Genomic DNA, 18,432 nt, shown 5'->3' with positions numbered 1-18,432 from the left:
GCGGATCGGCGCGCCGTGGGGCACGCTGGCGACACGGGCCGCCCTGCCGACCGGGGGATCACATGGACGCGTTGTACGACGTCGCGGTCGTCGGCGCCGGGCCCGCGGGCTCGGCCGCCGCCCTCCGCGCCCTCCAGCTCCGGCCCGATGCCCGCGTGGTGCTCCTCGACGCGGCGACCTTCCCGCGGGACAAGACCTGCGGGGACGGCGTGGCCGCCGCGGTCTTCGACCTGCTCGCCGCGCTCGGCGCGCCGGGGCTCGAGGACCTGGCGCCGCCCGTGCCGAGGCTGCGGCTGCGCACCCCCACGGGCCGGGTCGTCGACCGGGCGTGCCCGCGGCCCAACCGGGTGGTCCCACGGCTCGTGTTCGACGCCGCCCTGGTCGCAGCCGCGGTGGAGAAGGGGGCGGAGCTGCGCCACCACCGGGTCCGCCGGATGGACGTCCGCGCGGACCGGGTCGTCCTCGACGACGAGATCGGTGCGCGGGTCGTCGTCGGGGCCGACGGCGCCAACTCGGCGGTGCGGCGGATGCTCGGGGCCCCGGCCGCACCGCCGGCGGCGACGGCGGTCGCCATCCGCGGGTACACCGCGCACGATCCGGGCAGGGAGGCGCTGACGATCGAGTACGCGCAGGGCCCGTTCCCGGCGTACGCGTGGTCGTTCCCGGTCGCGGGCGGCGGCGCGAACGTCGGGTACGGGGTCTTCGACCGGCGCGGAAGCGAGAGCCGCCAGGTGTTCCTGGACGCGCTGCGCCGGTTGCTGCCCGGCCAGGAGCCGGACCCGTCGACGGTCCGGGGGCACCACCTGCCGATGTCGAACGGGCCGCGCTTCCATCCGGACGGCCGGGTGCTGCTCGCCGGCGACGCGGCCGGGACGATCAACCCGCTGACGGGCGAGGGGATCTACGACGCCGTGGCGTCCGGGGCCCTGGCCGGCCAGGCCGCGATGGCGGGGGCGGGGGCGGGCGCGGTCCACCGCGGCGCCATGCACCGTGCGTTCGCCCGGCACCACCGGCACAGCGGCGCGCTGGCGAGGCTGATGGCCCGTCCCCGGTTCCTCGACGCGGCGATCATCGCGGCCGGCGCCCACCAGTCCGTCTTCGACACCGCCGTCGACCTCGGGCTGGCCCGCGGCACGGTGCCCCCCGCCGCCTTCGCCCTGGTCCTCGCGCGGCTGCGGCCCTGATTCCGGCCGCCCTCGCCCCGGGTCACCCGACGAGGGCCGGTCCCACCGCGACGAGCAGGACGACGGCGATGCCCGCGACCGCCAGCACGGCCCGGAAGGGCGCGCGCGAACCCGGGCGGCGGCCGGCTCGGAACCCGGCCGCGAGGACCGCGGCCGCGACCACCGGCACGGCCAGGGCGAACGCCGGCGGGATCGGCGCGGCCACGGCCAGCACGACCGTCGCCGCGAGCAGCAGGACCGCCGCGGCGATCCGGCTCCCCGCCGCGCCGATCCGGTGCGGCAGGCCGCGCACGCCGGTCGTCGCGTCGTCCTCCAGGTCGGGCAGCACGTTCGCGAAGTGCGCGCCCGCCCCGAGAAGCGCGCCGGCCACCGGCAGCCACCACGGCGGCGCGGGGGAGCCCGGCAGGGCGACCACGACGAACGCCGGCAGCAGCCCGAAGCACACGACGTAGGGCAGGACGGAGACCGGTGTGGACTTGAGCCCCAGGTCGTAGGCCCAGCCGGCGGCGACGGCGACGAGGTGCAGCACCCCGGCCCACAGGCCGTACGCCAGCGAGAGCGGGATGCACGCGACCGCGGCGACAGCCGCCGCGGTCCCGACGGTGCGCGCGGACACGGCCCCCGCGACGACGGGCTTGTCCGGGCGGCCGACGGTGCGGTCCCGCTCGGCGTCCACGACGTCGTTGAGCCAGCCGATGGACAGCTGCCCGGTCAGGACGGCCAGCCCGATCAGGACGACGCGGCCGGCGGTGTGCCCGGTCGTCACGGCGAGGGCGGTGACCATCAGCGTGACCGCCGCGGTCGGCTCCGGATGGCACGAGCGCAGCAACGCGATCGTCGTCCTTCCGTAGCGCCGCATGGCCGCGAGTCTGACACCCTCGGGAGGTGGCCGACGTCCGTGAGCGCGCCCGCAACGATCCCGGCCAGTACGACGACCTCGTCGACGAGTGGTGGGACCCGCGCGGCGGGTTCGCGATGCTGCACTGGCTCGCGGCCGCCCGCGCCGACCTGGTGCCTCCCGCGCGGCCGGGCGGCGGGCTCCTCGTCGACCTGGGGTGCGGTGCCGGGCTGCTCGCGCCGCGGCTCGCCGGGAAGGGCTACCGGCACGTGGGCGTCGACCTCACCGCGACGGCGCTCGACCAGGCCCGCCGGCACGGCGTCGCGGCGGTGCGGGGGGACGTGGCCCGGGTCCCGCTGGCGGACGGGTGCGCGGACGTCGTCGTGGCGGGGGAGATCCTGGAACACGTGCCGGACCTGCCCGCGGTCCTCGCCGAGGCGTGCCGGCTGCTCCGCCCCGGTGGCCTCCTCGTGCTCGACACGATCGCCGCCACCGCGCTCGCCCGGGTCGTCGCCGTCACCGTCGCGGAGCGGCTGCCCGGTGGGCCCCCGCCGGGCATCCACGATCCCCGGCTCTTCGTCGACCGGGCGGTGCTGCGGCGCGAGTGCGCCCGGCACGGCGTCGTCCTGGAGCTCCGCGGCATCCGGCCGTCGGTCGTCGATCTCGCCCGGTGGGCGGCCCGGCGCGCCGATCTCGTCCGGATGGTCCCGGTGCCGACCACCGCGGTGCTGTTCCAGGGTGCCGGCCGGCGGGCGGGGGCCCAGGGTTGAAGGAGGGCACCGGCGGGGACCACCCGATCATGAGGACGGCGGCCGTGACCGGGTTCGGCACGGCCCTGCCCGGACCCGCGCTGGAGCAGGCCGCGGTCTGGGACCGGCGCTTCGCGGGACACCTCGCCGACGACCGGGTGGCCCGGCGGATCTTCCACGGCGCGGGCGTGCGCCGCCGGCACGCGGCGGTGAACCCGCTGGTCGAGGACGTGTCCGGCTGGTCGACCGGGCGCCGGATGCGGCGCTACGCCGCCGAGGCGCTGCCGCTCGGGAAGGAGGCGGTCGGCGCCGCGCTGGCGGACGCCGGGCTGCGGCCCGAGGAGATCGGCCAGTTCGCCGTCGTCTCGTGCACCGGCTACGGGACGCCCGGGCTGGACATCCGGATCGCCGCGGACCTCGGGATGGCCCCGGACCTGCAACGCCTGGTGGTCGGGCACATGGGCTGCTACGCCGCGATCCCCGCGCTCGGCGCGGTCGCCGACTACGTGGTGGCCCGCGGGCGGCCCGCCGTGGCGCTGTGCTGCGAGCTGACGTCCCTGCACGTCCAGCCGCCGTCCGACGATCTCGGCCAGGTCGTCTCGCACGCGCTGTTCGGCGACGCCGCGGTCGCGGTCGTCGTCGAGCCGGGGGAGGAGACCGGGCTCGAGGTGGTGGACGTGGCCGCGGTGACCGATCCGACGACGGCGGACCACATGACCTGGGACGTCACCGATCTCGGCTTCCGGATGGGCCTCTCGCCGGAGGTGCCCCGGGTGCTGGCCCGGCACGTCCGGGGCCTGGTGACGGGCCTGCTCGGCCGGCACGGCCTGACGGTCGGCGACGTCGACGGCTGGGCCGTGCACCCGGGCGGGCCGAAGATCCTCGACACCGTCGGCGAACGTCTGGACCTGCCCGGCGGCGCCCTCGACGCCTCCCGCGCGGTGTTGGCCGAGCGGGGCAACTGCTCGTCGGCCACGGTGCTGCTCGTGCTCGACGCGCTCCGCGCCACCGGCCGCCCGCGGCCCGGCCGGGCCGTCGTCGCGATGGCGTTCGGGCCCGGACTCACCCTCTACGCCGCCCTCCTGCGGGCGGCCTGAACCCCGGCGACCCCACACCCCGACCAGTGATGAGGAGACGGATGGAGCGCGAACAGGTCGTGCTGCTCGACGACGACGGACGCGCCGTGGGCGTCGCGGACAAGGCCACCGTGCACGGGGCCCGCACGCCCCGCCACCTGGCCTTCTCCTGCTACGGCTTCGACGAGGCGGGCCGGCTGCTCGTCACCCGGCGCTCCCACCGGAAGCGGACGTTCCCGCTGATGTGGACCAACACGTGCTGCGGGCATCCCGGCCCCGGCGAGTCGCCCGAGGAGGCCGTCCACCGCCGCCTCGCCGACGAGCTGGGCATGACGCCGACGGACGTCCGGCCGGCCCTGCCGGAGTTCAGCTACCGGGCGTCGTTCGACGGGGTCGAGGAGAACGAGCTGTGCCCGGTCTTCCTGTGCACCTTGCGGGGGGAGCCGCGCCCGGACCCGGCCGAGGTCGAGGAGTGGCAGTGGTGGAGCTGGCCGCGGTTCCTCGACGCGGTGGCCGATCCGGCCAGCGGCCTGTCGCCCTGGGCGCGGCTGCAGGCCCCCCTGCTCGCCGAGCTCGGCGAGCACCCGTCGGCCGGGTGACCCCGCCGCTCACCCGGCCCGTCAGTTCGGCGGCCGCGGCGCGGAGGCCAGCACGACGCGGTCCGGACGCAGCAGCACGGCGGCGCACCCGCCGTCGCGCAGCCAGGCCCGGAGCGGGCCGCCGTCCGCCAGGACGACCTCCCCGTCGCCGGGTCCGATCTGCACGACGCGGGCGCGCAGCAGCCGTGCGCGGGCGAGCAGCGTGACCGGGACCGGACCGTCGGTGAGCAGGACGTGGCCGCAGCCAAGGGCCTCGTCGAGCCGGACGGACCTGCCGTCGAGGGTGACGACGGGCTGCGGGCACACCGTCCCCGTGAGGTCGCGCCGGTCGCGGCGGGGATCGACCTGGGCGCCCGCGGGGTAGCGGGTGACGATCCCGCGGCTCGCGCGGGCGCGGACCCCGGGGACCCGCAGCAGGGACCGGGTCAGCGGCCCCCGGATCGCCGCCGCGACGTCCTGCCCGCCGGTCATCGCCCGGCCCACCCGGACCGCCCCGCGGATCATGGCCTCCACCTGGGGTGCCCGTTCCTGCTGGTAGCTGTCGAGCATCCGGTTCTCCAGCGCAGGCGGGACCTCGCCGTGCAGTACCGCCGCGAGCTTCCAGGCGAGGTTGTGGGCGTCCCGCAGGCCCGACCCGAGGCCCTGGCCGATGAACGGCGGGGTCAGGTGGGCGGCGTCGCCGAGCAGCAGGACCCGGCCCTCCCGCCAACGGGTCGCGATCCGGGCCCGGAACACGTACTCCGCGGCCCGGAGCACCTCGAGGTCGTCCGTCGCGACGTCCGGACGCCACGGGGCCGTGAGGCTGTCGATGCGGGCGACGAGGTCGTCGGCGGTCTCGTCGCGGTCCATCCGGAACTCCCAGCGGTACCGGTCCGCGGGCAGGGCGAGGAACGTGGCCGGGCGCCGGGGGTCGCAGATCTGGTCGACCCCGCCCCACGTGGCGATCCGGCGGGCGCACCGCACGTCGACGACGAACCAGCGCTCGGTGAACCCGAGGTCGCGTGAGCGCGAGCCGAGCGTGGTGCGGACCGTGCTGCCCGCCCCGTCGCAGCCCAGCACGGCGTCGAACTCGAGGTGGTCGAGGGAGCCGTCGGCGATGTCGCGCACGGTCACCCGGCCGGCGGGGAAGACGTCCACGAGCTCCGTGCCGGACCGGACCGTCACCAGCGGCCGGCGGGCGGCCTCGGCGAGCAGCAGCTCCTCGAGTTCGGGCTGGTCGAACACGTTGGACTCCGGCCACCCGTGCCGTCCCGCGACGCCGTCCCGGGTGAAGACCGCGAAGGGGCGGAGCCGCCCGTCGAGCAGGCGCAGGCCGGCGGCAGCCCGGCTGATCGCGGCGAACCCCTCGGCGACACCGGCGCTCTGCAGGATCCGCACGCACTCGTCGTCGAGGTGGACGGCGCGCGGCAGCCGGTGCGGCGAGCAGCGCCGGTCGACGACCGTGCTCGCCACCCCGAGGTCCGCGAGCAGCAGGGCGGCGACGAGGCCCGTCGGGCCCGCCCCGACGACGAGGACACGCGGGGTGCGCCGGTCGTCCGGCGCGACCGCGGAGCTGGGGGACCGGTTCATCTACGCGAGCGCCAGGACGAGCCGGCCCTCCGCGACCTCGAGCCGGACCCGCCCGCCCGCGCGCAGCTCCCCGCCGAGGAGCAGCCTCGACAGGCGCCGCTCGACCTCGCGCGCGATGACCCGCCGCAGGGGCCGTGCGCCGAACCCGGGCTGGTACCCGAGCTCCGCGAGGTGGTCGAGCGCCGCGTCGTCGGCGACGAGCTCGACGCCCCGGGCCGCGAGCCGGGAGGCGGTGTCGGCCAGCAGCATCGCGGTGATGCGGCGCAGCTGGCCGTGGTCGAGGGCCTCGAACAGCACCACGTCGTCGACGCGGTTGACGAACTCCGGCCGCAGGTGGCGGCGGACCAGCATCATCACGACCTCCCGCACCGACTCGACCGGACGCCCCGCGGCGGCCGCGGCGAGGATCTCCTCCGCGCCCAGGTTGCTGGTCATGATGACGATCGCGTGCCGGAAGTCCACGACGCGGCCGCGGGCGTCGCTGAGCCGGCCGGCGTCGAGCACCTGCAGCAGCGTCCCGGTGACCTCGGCGTGCGCCTTCTCGATCTCGTCGAGCAGCACCACGGTGTAGGGGTCGCGGCGGACGGCCTCGGTGAGCTGGCCGGCGTCGTCGTGGCCGACGTAGCCGGGCGGGGCGCCGATCAGCCGGGTGACCGCGGACCGGTCCGCGTACTCGCTCATGTCGAGCCGCACCATGCGCTCGTCCGAGCCGAAGAGCGCGGCGGCGAGCGCCCGGGCGAGCTCGGTCTTGCCGACCCCGGTGGGGCCGAGGAAGAGGAACGAGCCGACGGGCCGGTCGGGGCTGGAGAGCCCGGCGCGGCCGCTGCGCACCGCGTCGGCCACGGCCTCCACGGCCTCGTCCTGGCCGACGACCCGCCGGTGCAGGTGGTCCTCGAGGTCGAGCAGCCGCTGCCGGTCGGTCGCACCGAGCTCGGCGACCGGGATGCCGGTGCGGGCGGCGACGACCCGGGCGACGTCGTCGGCGGTGATCTCGGGCGTGCCGGGGCCGGGCGGGCCCTCCTCCAGGACGAGCCGGTCGAGCTCGCGGTCGAGCATCGCAGCCCGCTCGTCGTCCCCGGCGTCCGTCGCGACCTCCCGGGCCCGGATCAGCTCCTCGACCTGCCGCCCCGCACCGGTCGCGGGTGTCCCGCGCAGGTGCGCCCGGGACGCGGCGCGGTCCACGAGGTCGATCGCCTTGTCCGGCAGGAAGCGGTCCCGGATGTAGCGGTCCGACAGGGCGACGGCCGCGTCCAGCGCGGCGTCGGTGATCCGGACGCGGTGGTGCTCCTCGTAGCGTCCGCGCAGCCCGCGCAGGATCTCCGCGGTCTCCGCGGGTGTGGGCTCGGGGACGACGACGCGTTCGAAGCGCCGGTCCAGCGCGGGGTCGCGCTCGATGTGGCGGCGGTGGTCCTCGGCCGTGGTCGCGCCGATGATCTGGAGCTCGCCCCGGGCCAGCGCGGGCTTGAGGATGGAGCCGGCATCCATCGGGGAGTTCTCGCCGGATCCCGCGCCCACCACGAGGTGCAGCTCGTCGATGAACACCACGACCGAACGCTCCGCGGCCACGATCTCGGCGACGACGTCGGTGAGCCGTTCCTCGAACTCGCCGCGGTACTTCGTCCCGGCGACCAGCCCGGCGAGGTCCAGCGCGACCACCCGGACGTCGCGGAGCGTCGCGGGGACGGCGCCGTCGGCGACGCGCCGGGCCAGCCCCTCGACGATCGCCGTCTTGCCCACGCCCGGGTCGCCCACCAGGACCGGGTTGTTCTTCGTCCGGCGGGCGAGGACCTCGACCACCTGGTCGAGGACGTCGTCCCGGCCGATGACGGGGTCGAGCCGGCCGGCCCGGGCGTCGGCAGTGAGGTCGCGCCCGTAGCGGTCGAGCTTCCGGGTCGACGTCGTCCGGCGCGGTGCGGGGCGCTCCGTGTCCTCCTGCTGCGGCAGGTCGAGGCCGGCGAACAGCCGGTTCACGAGGTCGCCGAGCGGGCCGAGGCCCTCGAAGGGATCCTGCGGCATGGTGGCCTCCTCGGTGACGGTGCGGACCGTCTCCTCCAGGTGTACCCGGCGCGAGGTGCCGCGTACCGGACGACGGCCGGCGTCGGCGCCGTCCGTCCCGGCCACCGCCGGATCCGGTTCGGTGGCCCCGCCGCAGAACCGTGGCGAGCTGGGTGCACCGGACGCGGCCGCAGGACCTTCCTCGCCGGGCCGTGGCCCGTCGTCTCACCGGTGTCGCTGCTGATCGTCGTCTCCTGACCACGTTGCGTCGCTGTCACCCGGCCTTGTCGAGAAGCCGGACCATGGCATGTCACCGGCACGCGGTCTTCACCCGGAATGATGACGGCGGGCTGCACCCGCCATCGGCGGTCGTTCCCGGCGGTCGCCGGGCCGGGTGGGTTCCGGACGTCGTCCGGTGGGAACCCGGGGTCGTGGGTAGTGGTCTGAGGCTCGTGCTGGACGCGCGGTCGGATGCTGCGGACATCGCCGCGCGGGCGCTGGCGAGATGGTTGCGCACCGTCGGGTGGCCGTCGGAGGATGCCCAGGACCTGGTGTTCGCGGCGCGGGAGGCCGTGCGCAACAGCGTCGACCACGCGTACCCCGGCGGAGCGGTGGGCCGGGTGGATGTCGATGCGGTGGTGCGGGACGACGCCGGCGTCGTGGAGCTGACGGTCGTCGACCAGGGGCACTGGCGCCCGCGGCGCGACGTCGGCCGCCGGGGGTACGGGATCCCGCTGATGCGCGCCGCCGTGCCCGACGTCGTGATCGAGACGGCCGGTCCCGGTACGTGGGTGCGCCTGCGCAGCGGCCCGGGCCCGACGCCCGGCGGCCCGAGCAGCACCAGCAGTCCGAACCCGACGTGCGCTGGGTCGTGAGCGGTCTCGTCCCGACTGCTCTACCCGGCGTGCGGCGGTCCTCCGGCGGATCGCCGGGGCCGACCGCGGATGGCCGAACCCGGAGCCGGGTACCCCCGTGCATGGCGGAGTTCGAGGCGGAACGGCGCATGGCGGCCACCGCGGACCGGGTCTTCGAGGTGGTGGCGGACCTGGACAGGGTGGACGAGTGGGTCCCGGACGGGATACGGGTGCGCCCGACGCCCGACGGCGAGGTCGCCGCCTCGCTGGACGGCCGCGGCAGCGTGGTCCCAGGGCTGGTCCGGGTCCGGCCCGAACAGCTTCGGCTGGAGTGGGGCTCCCGGGACTCGCCGGACTACGCGGGCTGGCTCCAGGTCATGCACGCCGACGACGGCCACTGCTCGGTGCTGCTGCACCTCTCGTTCCTCGGCGACCAGCCGGAGGCGCACGCGGGAGCGGCCGCCCAAGCCCTCCGGACGCGGCTCGACGACGGCCTCGCCCGGCTGGAACGGCTCGTGACGGCCTGACCGGGCGAGCGGGTGGGCCGCCACGGCCACCCCGGGGCGCCGGGTGAGAGATGGCCTGCGCGACCCCGACGCGGCGTGCCGCGTCAGTCGTGGTCGTCGACCTCGAGCACGGCCTGGATCGTGTGCCGGCGCCGCGCTGCGAGGTCGATCAGCAGGGCCGGCCCGTCGCGGAGCGGGAGGACGTCGGTGATGACGTGCTCGCGCAGCAGCGGACCCTCGTCGAGCAGGAGCGCGATCGTCTCGGCGGAGAGCCGCTCGCGGTCCCAGAGGTGCGCGGTGCCGCGGGGGACCCGGCCGATCTGGGCGCTGCGGATCCCGAGCCCGTTGTGGTGGAACTCGGCGCCGAGGCGCAGGGCGGAGCCGTCGTCGGTGTAGAAGGCAAGGTCGACGACGGTGCCCTGGGGGCGCAGGATCCGCAGGGCGGAGGCCAGCGCCGTGGCCCGGCCGCGGCACTGGAAGACGACGTCGGCGCCCCGGTCGCCGGGGGAGTGCCGCCACCGGGACTTCAGGACCAGCGCCGGATCGCCGTCGACGGGATCGAGGGTGCCGAGCCCGAGGCCCTCCGCGGCGGCGCGGCGGCGAGGTGTCGGGTCGACCAGGACGACCTCCTCGGCGTCGTGGTGGCGGGCGAAGAGGCCGGTGAGCAGGCCGACGACGCCGCCGCCGACGACCGCGACGCGCCGCCCGCGCACGCCTGCGCCGAGGTCGCGGACGTCGGTGCCGTGGACGTCCGCGGCGGCGTGCAGGAGCCCGTTCGCGCAGATCGGGCCCATGTGTGCCACGTAGATGCCGAGCAGCGGATCGAACCCGGGCGGCAGGACCACGATCCGCTCGCTCAGCGGGTCGGCCCGGTACGCGGTGCGGTGGCCGTAGGTCATGGCGACGAGGTCGCCCCGGGCGGGTCCGGTGCCGTCCGCCGGGCTCTCGACCACCCGGGCGACCTCCATGTATCCGAGCCTCGTCACCGGATAGCCCTGGTCGGGGCGGCCGCCCCGGAAGAGCCCCAGCTCCGGGTCGAAGGTGGCGTGCAGGGCGGGGTTGGTACCGGTGAGGAAGCTCAGCTCGGTCCCGGCCGAGACGCCGGTGAACAAGGTGCGGACGGCGACCGGACCCGCCGCCTCGGGCACCGGCCGGACGGCGGGCACCCCGCGCGACTCGATGATCAGTGCACGGTCGCTCACCGGGCCTCCTCCGGGACCCGCGTCTCGACCGAGGTGGCGAGGGCGCAGGCGAGGCGGTGGCTGCGCAGCGCCTCCGCGTGGTCGGGCAGGCCGAGCGGGGCGGGCGGGCTCCCGTCGCCGCGCACGGCGTCGAGGAACTCCCGGTCCGCAGCCCGGCGGGCGATGCCCGGATCGAACCGGCGGCGGCGGGTGGAGATCCCGTCGCCGACGTGCAGCCAGTCCTCGCCGACCCCGACGACGAGGCCGTCGGCCACGATCTCGAGGCCGGCGCGGAGCTTGCCGGCCAGCGCGCAGGTGGTCGAGACCGTGCCGACGGCGCCGCAGGCGAAGCGCAGCACGCCGGAGGTCGCGACGTCGGTCGTGCCGCCCTCCGGTGGGCCGGCGGAGAGGGCGTAGACCTCGTCGACCTCGCCGACCAGGGCGCGGGCCAGGTCCAGAACGTGCACGGCCTGCTCGACGAGGGGGCCGCCGGACCGGGCGCGGTCGGTCCACCAGGGGACCGGCGGCACCTTGTCCAGCCAGTAGCCCGAGACCTGCCGGACGGTTCGTCCGGCGAGCAGGTCCCGGGCCCGGCGGACCGGTTCCGCGCAGCGCCAGTGGTGGCCGACGCGGCTCACCACGCCCGCGGCGGCGATCCGGTCCGAGATCTGCTGCGCTGTCGGCACGTCGAGCGCGAGCGGCTTCTCGACGAACAGGGCGACCCCGGCGTCGGTGAGGGCCTGCTCCGCCTCGCCGTGGGCGAACGGGGGGACGCACACGTAGACGGCGTCGGCCCCGGCGTCGATCAGCGCAGCGACGTCGGGGACGGCCGCCCCTCCGTGGGCGCGGGCGAAGGCCGCCGCTCGATCGTGGTCCAGGTCGGTGACGGCGACGATCTCGGCGTCGTCGAACGTCGCGAGAACTCCCGCATGCCTGGTGGCGACACCGCCCGTTCCGACGAACCCGATACGGCCCATGGCTCACGACCGGACGCTGTTGTCCGCCATGTTGTCCGAGTACCTGATTGGACGGAGTACGAAACGGGCACCGCCGCATATGACGATGACGGTTCTGCTCAATTCCGGTCCGTGGCTCCCCGTGCCGCCTCCGGGGTACGGCGGCATCGAGAACGTCATCGCCGCACTCGTCCCGGAGCTGCGGCGGCGCGGGGTCCGGGTGGTTCTGGCCACGGTCGGGCGGAGCACGCTCCCCGTCGACGAGCGGATCTTCGTCCACGAGAACGGGCGGTTCGGCGAGCTGCAACGACCCTTCAACCAGGTGGCCGGGGTGGCCGCGGCGCACCTGCACCGCATCGTCACCGAGTTGAGGCGCCGGGACGACATCGTGCTCGTGCACGACCACCAGGAGGTGCTCGGCCCGACGGTCCTGGGCGCGCTCGGTCGCGACGGCCCGCCGGTCCTGCACACCCTGCACTGGGATCTGCGCAAGCACCCCGAGCTCTACGGCGCCATCGACGGCGGCGGCTCTCTGTGGGTCAACGGGGTGTCCGCCTCGCAGATGGCGAACGCGCCCGCCGCGCTGCGGGCGATCAGCGTCGGCCACGTCCACCTGGCCACCCCGCTCGCCGTCGCGGCGGACCGGCGTGCCCCCGCCGTCGACAAGGCCGGTCACCTGGTGGTCCTCGGCCGGGTCACCGCGAACAAGGGCCAGCACGTGGCGGCCGAAGTGGCGCACCGCACCGGGCGCGACCTGGTCCTCGCGGGCCCGATCGGGCCCCATGACCACCCGAGCGAGCTGGCGACCGCGGACGCCGCCAACCCGGACGTCCGGTACTGGCGCGAGCAGGTCGAGCCATTGGTGGACGGGGCGAGGGTGCGGTGGATCGGGACCGTCACCGGCCGGGAACGCGACACCCTCCTGCAGAGCGCGGACGCGGCCCTGTTCCCGATCGGGTGGGACGAACCCGGGGGGACCGCGGTGGTCGAGTCGCTCGCCCTCGGCACCGCGGCGGTCGGCTACCGGCGCGGATGCCTCCCCGAACTGGTCGACGACAGGCGCACCGGCCTCCTGGTGGAGCCGGGCGACATCGACGCTCTCGCCGCCGCGGTGTCCGACGCGCGGCTGATCGATCCTCGGGTGTGCCGCCGCGAGGCCGCTCGTCGTTTCACACCCGCCCGAATGGCGCAGCAGTATCTGGATTTCTACGACCAGGTGATCGCGCTCGGTGGTCGTCCCGTTCCGGTCCGTTCCACGGCGGATGTGTGACAGTTCTCTGCCCTCCGGCCGGAAAATGTGGAAAGAGCTTCGACAATGACCGCGGAATGGATTCACCCGCGTCCGATGGCGTGCCGGGCCGGCGCGCCGCCGAGCGGTCCGGCGGTCCTCGGCGCGGTCGGCGACCGCCGGGTGGCCCGCCCGCCGGTCCTCGCCCCCGACTTGAGCGATACAGAAATCTCCCCTCTTGCGTGAGGGAAACCTGCAGTGCACACTTTAGATATCCCAGCCGCGCACGGAAGGTCCGAGGCGGCTGGTCGCATCGCCGACAGTGTCGTGAGGAGAGGAGTGGTTGCGATGCTGATGCGTACCGACCCGTTCCGTGAGCTCGACCGGCTCGCCCAGCACGCCTTGGGTGCGACCGGTACCTGGTCGCGGCCGACGGCCATGCCGATGGACGCCTACCGCCGCGGCGAGGAGTTCGTCGTGGAGTTCGATCTGCCCGGGGTCGATCCGGGGGCGATCGAGCTGTCGGTGGAGCGCAACGTGCTGACCGTCAGGGCCGAGCGACGGCCGCCCCTGCGCGACGAGCAGGTGGAGATGCAGGTGTCCGAGCGCAGCATGGGCGTGTACTCCCGCCAGCTCTTCCTCGGGGAGTCCCTGGACACCGAGCACATCCACGCCGACTACAACGCCGGCGTGCTCACGCTGCGGATCCCGGTCGCCGAGAGGGCCAAGCCCCGCACCATCAGCATCTCCAGCGCCGAGGACCCGGGACGCCAGCAGATCAACGCCTGATCCCGCGCCGTGTCCTTGCACGCCGGTGCCCTGTACGCCTGTGTTCCTGCACGTACGTGTTCCTCCGCGACGGGGGTGATGACCATGATCGGGCTGACGGCCGACGAACCTGCTGCGCCGGGCATGAGCGCCGGGTACGACCAGGACCGGGTCGACCGGATGTTCCTCGCGATCGCGGCGGAGCTCATCGCCTGCGAGGAGTGGCCCGACCGGTCCGAATGCCGGCGCCGCCGCAATGGTCCGCCGGTCCGGCGGCCGTGTGGGGCCGACCGTGCCCGAGCCGGTTCCCGCGGGGCGGGCCGACGGGAGCCCGCGACCGGCCGGCACCTGCCCGGCGGGCGGGGCGACCGGGAGGTGCTGCCCCGGGAGCGTTCTCCTCCGCGGACCGCAGGGCGCGTCCGGTTCTCGGTGTGACCGTGCGGAAGGAGGTGGCCAGGACGATCGCGGCCGGTGGCACGACGGCCGGCGTGGTCGTCTCCCGATGTCGCGACAGTGTCTGTGTCGTCCGTCGTGCGCCACGTGCGGGGCCCCGCCGGCCCTTTCCCCTCGGGTGAGGCGGGCCCCGCACCGGCGCCCACCCCTGACCCACCACCGCCGGCGGCGACCACCGTCGGCTCCCGCCCAGAGAGGATCTCCCGTGACCGCTCCCGCAGCCGTTCGTGACGCCGGCCCGTCGTCCCTGAGCGAGGCACCGGAGCACGGTCTCCGTCCGGATGGAACCGAGCAGCGCGTCCCGGACGGCCCGCCCGACGTCGCGGCCGCCGCGGTGGCCCGCGCACTCGCCGCCCTCTACGAGGACGACATCGACGCCTGGAGCTAGGTGCGACCCGACGCAGGAGGACCGTCCCGTGAGCCTGACCAAGGTGTGGTTGCAGCTGGTCGACGGCAGCCTGCTGCGCGGCGACCAGGTGGTGCAGATCGACGTGCACCGGACCCCGGACTTCGCCGGGAAGCCTGCCCGCTGGCTGCTCGACGTCGTCCTCGCGGCCCCGACCGGCAGCGGCGACCAGGAGGGATGGCGGAGCGGGCCGCTGCACCGCACCCTCGCCCAGACCAGCACCCCGCCGGACGAGGCCCCGGCCGCGCTGGCCCGACTGCTGGCCCAGCTCGACAGCGTCGACGCGGCCGGGATCCTGCGCGCGGACACCGCCCGGGTGAGGACCACCCCGCACCCGGACCACACCGTCGCCGCCGGCCCGGTCCGGTTCGGCTTCTCCCCGTTCACCGGCGCCACCGGACAGCCCTCTCCCGGCCGTGAGGATCCGCTCGGGATCTCTGCGGGCGAGGCGTCCGGCGGCCTCATGCCACCCCCGTGACCTGGACGTCTGCCCCGCACCGGCCGGCCGGTCCGCCAGTCGGGCACCGGAGGGTCGAGACCACGACGGCACTCACCTGCAGGAGGCCCATGACCCCACGACCACGAAGATGACCCCACGACCAGAGGGACATCGACGGAACAGACGGTCCCTCGACCCGGCAGGTTGGACGGCGAGGACCCGGCCCCGCGCCCGGGCCGCAGCCTCCTCGGCGTCCAGCCTGCGCTCCTCTGTGCTGTCCCCCTCGAACGGTCCCCACCCGCCGGATCCGCCTGCCCGGACGGATCATCAGGCCCGCGGGCGGGTATACGCAGTCGACCGGGCGGCGTCCACGGCGTCCGACTTACCTCGAGGAGCAGGATGACGACACCCGACGCGGGCGGCCACGTCCCCACGACCACGGCGGCGGAGTCCCTGTGGCTGGCCGGGCGGCCGGACGACGTGCGGTACCCGGTGCCGGCGGACCGGCGCGACTTCGACGTCCTGGTCCTGGGTGGCGGCATCACCGGTCTCACGACGGCGCTCCTGCTGACGCAGCGCGGCGCCCGGGTCGCGGTACTGGAGGCGGACCGGATCGGGTCCGGCGCGACGGGCAACAACACCGCCAAGGTCACGGCCCTGCAGAGCACGATGCTCTCGACGATCGAACGCACCCGGGGCGAGCACGTCGCCGCCGCCTACGCCGAGCGCAGCGTGGCCGGTGTGGAGCTCGTCGCGGCGCTCGTGAAGGAGCTGGGCCTCGACTGCGACCTGCGCCGCCGTGCCGCTTACACCGTCGCGGCGGAGAAGGCCGAGCTGCGGTCGGTGGAGAAGGAGGCCGCAGCGGCGACGCGGGCCGGGCTGCCGGTCGAGACGACCGACGACGTCGACCTCCCGTTCCCGGTGGCCGGCGCGGTCCGCCTCGACGACCAGGTCGAGATCCATCCCGTCCGCTACGCCCACGGCCTGGCCGCGGCGATCGAACGGGGTGGTTCGTGCGTCTTCGAGGGGACGCGCGCGACGGCGGTGTCCGAGGGTCGGCCCGTCCGCGTGTCGACGACGCACGGCGAGCTGACCGGGGAGCAGGTCGTCGTCGCGACGCACTTCCCGGTCTGGGACCGCGGCCTCTACTTCGCCCGGATGCAGGCCACCCGCGCCTACTGCCTCGCCGCGCGGGTGCGCGGCGAGCCGTCCCGCGGGATGTCGATCACGGCGGGCAGTCCGAGCTGGTCGTTCCGCTCGGCCGGCGACCTGATGATCGTCTGCGGGCAGGACCACTCCGTGGGGGCACGCGGCGTGGATCCCGGCCGCTACGGGGCGCTCGAGGAGTACGTGCGACGGCACTGGGACGTCGAGGAGATCACCCATCGCTGGTCCGCCCAGGACGCCGTGCCCTACGACCGCACGCCGATGATCGGCGCCTACACCCCCGTGTCGTCCCGGATGTACGTCGCTGCCGGGTACTCGAAGTGGGGGCTGAGCGGCGGGTCGATGGCGGCCGCGCTGCTCTCCGAGCGGCTGTCCGGTGGGGCCGCGGACGAGGTGTTCAGCCCGCACCGGTTCTCCGTGCGGGGGCTGCCCGCGCTGGTCCGGATGAACGCGAAGGTCGCCCTGGACCTGGTGGGGGACCGGCTGACGTTCGGCGACGTCGCCGACGGGACCGGGCTGGCCCCCGGCCAGGCCGGCGTCGTGCGGTCCGGCACGGACCGCACGGGCGTGTTCCGGGACGAGGCCGGGGGGCTGCACGCCGTGTCGATCCGCTGCACCCACCTCGGCTGCCTGCTGCGGTTCAACGGCGCCGAGCGCAGCTGGGACTGCCCGTGCCACGGCTCGCGGTTCGACGTCGACGGCGCCGTGCTGGAAGGGCCCGCGGTCGAGCCGCTCGCGCGCCGCGACCCGCCGGCTCCCGGCTGAGCCCGCGGCGGGCAGGGGCCCGGCGCCGCTCCTTCACCGCGGCGGCCCGGTGCACGGAGTCCGGATTGGGCTCAGGTCTCGTCGTCCAGCCGGCGCTGGAGGTCGGTGATCTCCGCGCGCGCCTCGCGCAGCTGGCCGCGGGTCCGGTCGAGCTCCTCCGTGCGGTCCTCGAGGTCCGAGCGGGTGCGGCCGAGGGCGTCGTCGCTGTGGTGCAGCCTGCCCTCGAGGTCCGCGATGGCGAGGGCGGACGTCAGGGTGTGCCCGGCGTCGAGCAGCTCGCGCAACCGCGCCGCAAGGGCGAGCTGGCGGCGGGAGTACCGGCGGTGCCCGCCCTCGGTGCGGTGGGGACGCAGCGCGCCCCCGGTGTCGAGGCTGCGCAGGAAGGCGGGCTGGACGCCGAGGAGCTCCGCGGCCTGGCCCATGGTGACCGCCGGGTAGTCCTCGTCGTCCAGCCTGCCGAGGTTGTTCATCACGTGATCAGTGCTCTCGTCGGTGTCGTCGTCGTCCTCCGGGTGGTCGTCCGACATGGCCGTCCGGCGCGAGGCGTCCCCCCACGGAGCGGGGGGTCGGGCGGGGCGGCTCAGGCGGGGGAGCCGTCCAGCACGGGCTGCGCGTCGCGGCCGCCGTGGGCGATCTCGATCCGTCGGGGCTTGGCCCGCTCGGCGACCGGGATGGACAGGGTCAGGACCCCGTCCCGGTAGGTGGCGGTGAGCCGCTCGGTGTCGAGGTCACGCCCGAGCAACAGGCGGCGGGTGAAGGTGCCGCGGGGACGCTCGGACGCCAGCCACTCGCCGCCGTCGTGCGGGGCCGTCCGCTCCGCGCGGACGGTCAACGAGGTGCCCTCCACGGTGAGGTCGATGGAGCCGGGGTCCACGCCGGGGAGGTCGAAGCTGACCAGGAGGTGGTCCTCCAGGCGCTGGATGTCCATCGGCATCCCGGCCGGCGCCGGACCGGAGACCCGGTCGAACCTGCGGAAGGCGTCGGCGAGGGGCTCGTAGTTGAGCAGCATCGTGATCTCCTTTCGTGGTGCTGCCCGATGTCGGTGACGAGGAAATTTATAGTACGCGCTGAAGGTTCTGCGCAACCTCCGCGCGAGGATTTCTCGGCTCGGCGCCGTCCGCCGGTCAGGGGCTGCTCTGCAGGACCAGCATCGAGCGGGCGGGGAGCCGAACCTTGCCGCCCGGGTTCGGGGAGCGGCGGCGGGCGTTGGCGAGCAAGGGGTCCGCGGTGTCGAGGACGGCCTGCCAGCCCTTGCCGTAGCTCTCGTCCGGCACCGTGAAGGTCTGCTCCTGGTGGTGGGCGTTGATCAGGAGCAGGAACGAGTCGTCGACGATCTGCATGCCGAGGTCGTCGCGGTCCGGGATGCCCTGCCCGTTGAGGTGGACGGTCAGGGACTGGGTGTGGTCGCCGGTCCAGTCGTCGTCGCTCATCGGCTGGCCGTCGGGCCGGAGCCAGGCGATGTCGTCGACGCCCGAGCCGCGCAGCGGCCGGCCCTGGAAGAAGCGCTGCCGGCGGAAGATCGGGTGCTGGGCGCGCAGCTCCGCCAGGCGGGCGGTGAACTCGGTGAGCACCTCGTGTTCGCGGGCGGCGTCCCAGTCGACCCAGCTGATCTCGTTGTCCTGGCAGTAGACGTTGTTGTTGCCGCCCTGGGTGCGGCCGAGCTCGTCGCCGTGGGAGATCATCGGCACGCCCTGGGAGA

19 protein-coding genes and 1 pseudogene are annotated in these 18,432 nt (G+C 75.3%); 12 read left to right on the top strand and 8 right to left on the bottom strand.

Translation table 11 applies throughout. The features are described from left to right. Positions 1-62: 62 nt before the first annotated feature. A complete protein-coding gene (locus JWP64_RS07075) occupies positions 63-1,184 on the top strand; it encodes an NAD(P)/FAD-dependent oxidoreductase (protein ID WP_297493733.1) in 1,122 nt (373 codons plus the stop codon). Positions 1,185-1,206: 22 nt separating this feature from the next. On the opposite strand, the gene JWP64_RS07070 is transcribed toward JWP64_RS07075, so the two are convergent. Then, entirely contained in the window at positions 1,207-2,043 is an 837-nt protein-coding gene (locus JWP64_RS07070) for a UbiA family prenyltransferase (RefSeq protein WP_297493731.1), read from the bottom strand. A gap of 26 nt (positions 2,044-2,069) precedes the next feature. Between JWP64_RS07070 and JWP64_RS07065 the strand changes: the two genes are divergently transcribed. Genes JWP64_RS07065 through idi form a run of 3 tightly spaced genes read left to right on the top strand, consistent with a single transcriptional unit; the run spans position 2,070 to position 4,446 of the window. After that, positions 2,070-2,792, top strand: a complete 723-nt coding sequence (locus tag JWP64_RS07065; RefSeq protein WP_297493729.1) for a methyltransferase domain-containing protein — start codon at positions 2,070-2,072, stop codon at positions 2,790-2,792. A gap of 29 nt (positions 2,793-2,821) precedes the next feature. Further along, positions 2,822-3,868: a type III polyketide synthase gene (locus JWP64_RS07060; RefSeq protein ID WP_297493727.1), complete on the top strand. Its 1,047-nt coding sequence runs from the start codon at positions 2,822-2,824 to the stop codon at positions 3,866-3,868. Positions 3,869-3,909: 41 nt separating this feature from the next. Next, the gene (idi, locus tag JWP64_RS07055; protein WP_297493725.1) at positions 3,910-4,446 is read left to right on the top strand and encodes an isopentenyl-diphosphate Delta-isomerase; all 537 of its coding nucleotides are present in this window, start codon (positions 3,910-3,912) and stop codon (positions 4,444-4,446) included. Between the two features lie 21 nt (positions 4,447-4,467). Here the strand turns inward: idi and JWP64_RS07050 are convergent, their stop codons facing one another. Further along, positions 4,468-6,015 carry a bifunctional 3-(3-hydroxy-phenyl)propionate/3-hydroxycinnamic acid hydroxylase gene (locus JWP64_RS07050; protein WP_297493723.1) on the bottom strand — a complete coding sequence of 516 codons (1,548 nt, stop codon included), beginning with the start codon at positions 6,013-6,015 and terminating at the stop codon, positions 4,468-4,470. Next, positions 6,016-8,136 (bottom strand): ATP-dependent Clp protease ATP-binding subunit, encoded by a 2,121-nt coding sequence (locus tag JWP64_RS07045; protein ID WP_297493722.1) that lies wholly within the window; start codon positions 8,134-8,136, stop codon positions 6,016-6,018. Positions 8,137-8,441: 305 nt separating this feature from the next. Between JWP64_RS07045 and JWP64_RS07040 the strand changes: the two genes are divergently transcribed. Further along, positions 8,442-8,885: an ATP-binding protein gene (locus JWP64_RS07040; RefSeq protein ID WP_297493720.1), complete on the top strand. Its 444-nt coding sequence runs from the start codon at positions 8,442-8,444 to the stop codon at positions 8,883-8,885. A gap of 101 nt (positions 8,886-8,986) precedes the next feature. Then, positions 8,987-9,391, top strand: a complete 405-nt coding sequence (locus JWP64_RS07035; protein WP_297493719.1) for an SRPBCC family protein — start codon at positions 8,987-8,989, stop codon at positions 9,389-9,391. A gap of 83 nt (positions 9,392-9,474) precedes the next feature. Here the strand turns inward: JWP64_RS07035 and JWP64_RS07030 are convergent, their stop codons facing one another. Then, a complete protein-coding gene (locus JWP64_RS07030) occupies positions 9,475-10,572 on the bottom strand; it encodes a zinc-binding alcohol dehydrogenase (protein WP_297493717.1) in 1,098 nt (365 codons plus the stop codon). Further along, entirely contained in the window at positions 10,569-11,528 is a 960-nt protein-coding gene (locus tag JWP64_RS07025; protein ID WP_297493715.1) for a Gfo/Idh/MocA family oxidoreductase, read from the bottom strand. Before JWP64_RS07025 ends, JWP64_RS07030 begins: the two co-directional genes overlap by 4 nt. Positions 11,529-11,613: 85 nt before the next feature. Here JWP64_RS07025 and JWP64_RS07020 point away from each other — a divergent pair, with 85 nt between their 5' ends. The 6 genes from JWP64_RS07020 (at position 11,614) to JWP64_RS06995 (ending at position 16,733) form a co-directional block, all read left to right on the top strand. Further along, complete coding sequence (locus JWP64_RS07020) at positions 11,614-12,777, top strand: glycosyltransferase (protein WP_297493714.1); 1,164 nt, start codon at positions 11,614-11,616, stop codon at positions 12,775-12,777. Between the two features lie 306 nt (positions 12,778-13,083). Next, positions 13,084-13,524: an Hsp20/alpha crystallin family protein gene (locus tag JWP64_RS07015; RefSeq protein WP_297493712.1), complete on the top strand. Its 441-nt coding sequence runs from the start codon at positions 13,084-13,086 to the stop codon at positions 13,522-13,524. Between the two features lie 84 nt (positions 13,525-13,608). Next, positions 13,609-13,938: a hypothetical protein gene (locus tag JWP64_RS07010; protein ID WP_297493711.1), complete on the top strand. Its 330-nt coding sequence runs from the start codon at positions 13,609-13,611 to the stop codon at positions 13,936-13,938. A gap of 223 nt (positions 13,939-14,161) precedes the next feature. Further along, a complete protein-coding gene (locus tag JWP64_RS07005) occupies positions 14,162-14,344 on the top strand; it encodes a hypothetical protein (protein WP_297493709.1) in 183 nt (60 codons plus the stop codon). Positions 14,345-14,372: 28 nt separating this feature from the next. Beyond that, entirely contained in the window at positions 14,373-14,840 is a 468-nt protein-coding gene (locus tag JWP64_RS07000; protein WP_297493707.1) for a hypothetical protein, read from the top strand. Positions 14,841-15,200: 360 nt separating this feature from the next. Further along, positions 15,201-16,733: an FAD-dependent oxidoreductase gene (locus JWP64_RS06995; RefSeq protein WP_297493705.1), complete on the top strand. Its 1,533-nt coding sequence runs from the start codon at positions 15,201-15,203 to the stop codon at positions 16,731-16,733. Positions 16,734-16,804: 71 nt separating this feature from the next. On the opposite strand, the gene JWP64_RS06990 is transcribed toward JWP64_RS06995, so the two are convergent. The 3 genes and pseudogenes from JWP64_RS06990 to JWP64_RS06980 all read right to left on the bottom strand — a co-directional run. After that, positions 16,805-17,203, bottom strand: coding sequence for a helix-turn-helix domain-containing protein (locus JWP64_RS06990; RefSeq protein WP_297493771.1), 399 nt, complete (start codon positions 17,201-17,203; stop codon positions 16,805-16,807). Positions 17,204-17,313: 110 nt separating this feature from the next. Next, positions 17,314-17,742, bottom strand: coding sequence for an HSP20 family small heat-shock protein (locus tag JWP64_RS06985; RefSeq protein ID WP_297493702.1), 429 nt, complete (start codon positions 17,740-17,742; stop codon positions 17,314-17,316). A gap of 115 nt (positions 17,743-17,857) precedes the next feature. After that, a pseudogene (locus JWP64_RS06980) lies at positions 17,858-18,432 on the bottom strand (glycogen debranching enzyme); the annotation flags it as partial.

The sequence above is a fragment of the Pseudonocardia sp. genome (assembly GCF_025465255.1).
Lineage (GTDB): Bacteria > Actinomycetota > Actinomycetes > Mycobacteriales > Pseudonocardiaceae > Pseudonocardia.
This window is presented reverse-complemented; position numbering and strand designations above follow the sequence as displayed.

Bases quoted from the DNA above. Each gene is read 5' to 3' on its own strand.
- JWP64_RS07075 (WP_297493733.1), top strand. From the start codon at position 63: ATGGACGCGTTGTACGACGTCGCGGTCGTCGGCGCCGGGCCCGCGGGC.
- JWP64_RS07070 (WP_297493731.1), bottom strand. From the start codon at position 2,043: ATGCGGCGCTACGGAAGGACGACGATCGCGTTGCTGCGCTCGTGCCAT.
- JWP64_RS07060 (WP_297493727.1), top strand. From the start codon at position 2,822: ATGAGGACGGCGGCCGTGACCGGGTTCGGCACGGCCCTGCCCGGACCC.
- idi (WP_297493725.1), top strand. From the start codon at position 3,910: ATGGAGCGCGAACAGGTCGTGCTGCTCGACGACGACGGACGCGCCGTG.
- JWP64_RS07050 (WP_297493723.1), bottom strand. From the start codon at position 6,015: ATGAACCGGTCCCCCAGCTCCGCGGTCGCGCCGGACGACCGGCGCACC.
- JWP64_RS07035 (WP_297493719.1), top strand. From the start codon at position 8,987: ATGGCGGAGTTCGAGGCGGAACGGCGCATGGCGGCCACCGCGGACCGG.
- JWP64_RS07025 (WP_297493715.1), bottom strand. From the start codon at position 11,528: ATGGGCCGTATCGGGTTCGTCGGAACGGGCGGTGTCGCCACCAGGCAT.
- JWP64_RS07020 (WP_297493714.1), top strand. From the start codon at position 11,614: ATGACGGTTCTGCTCAATTCCGGTCCGTGGCTCCCCGTGCCGCCTCCG.
- JWP64_RS07015 (WP_297493712.1), top strand. From the start codon at position 13,084: ATGCTGATGCGTACCGACCCGTTCCGTGAGCTCGACCGGCTCGCCCAG.
- JWP64_RS07010 (WP_297493711.1), top strand. From the start codon at position 13,609: ATGATCGGGCTGACGGCCGACGAACCTGCTGCGCCGGGCATGAGCGCC.
- JWP64_RS06995 (WP_297493705.1), top strand. From the start codon at position 15,201: ATGACGACACCCGACGCGGGCGGCCACGTCCCCACGACCACGGCGGCG.
- JWP64_RS06990 (WP_297493771.1), bottom strand. From the start codon at position 17,203: ATGAACAACCTCGGCAGGCTGGACGACGAGGACTACCCGGCGGTCACC.
- JWP64_RS06985 (WP_297493702.1), bottom strand. From the start codon at position 17,742: ATGCTGCTCAACTACGAGCCCCTCGCCGACGCCTTCCGCAGGTTCGAC.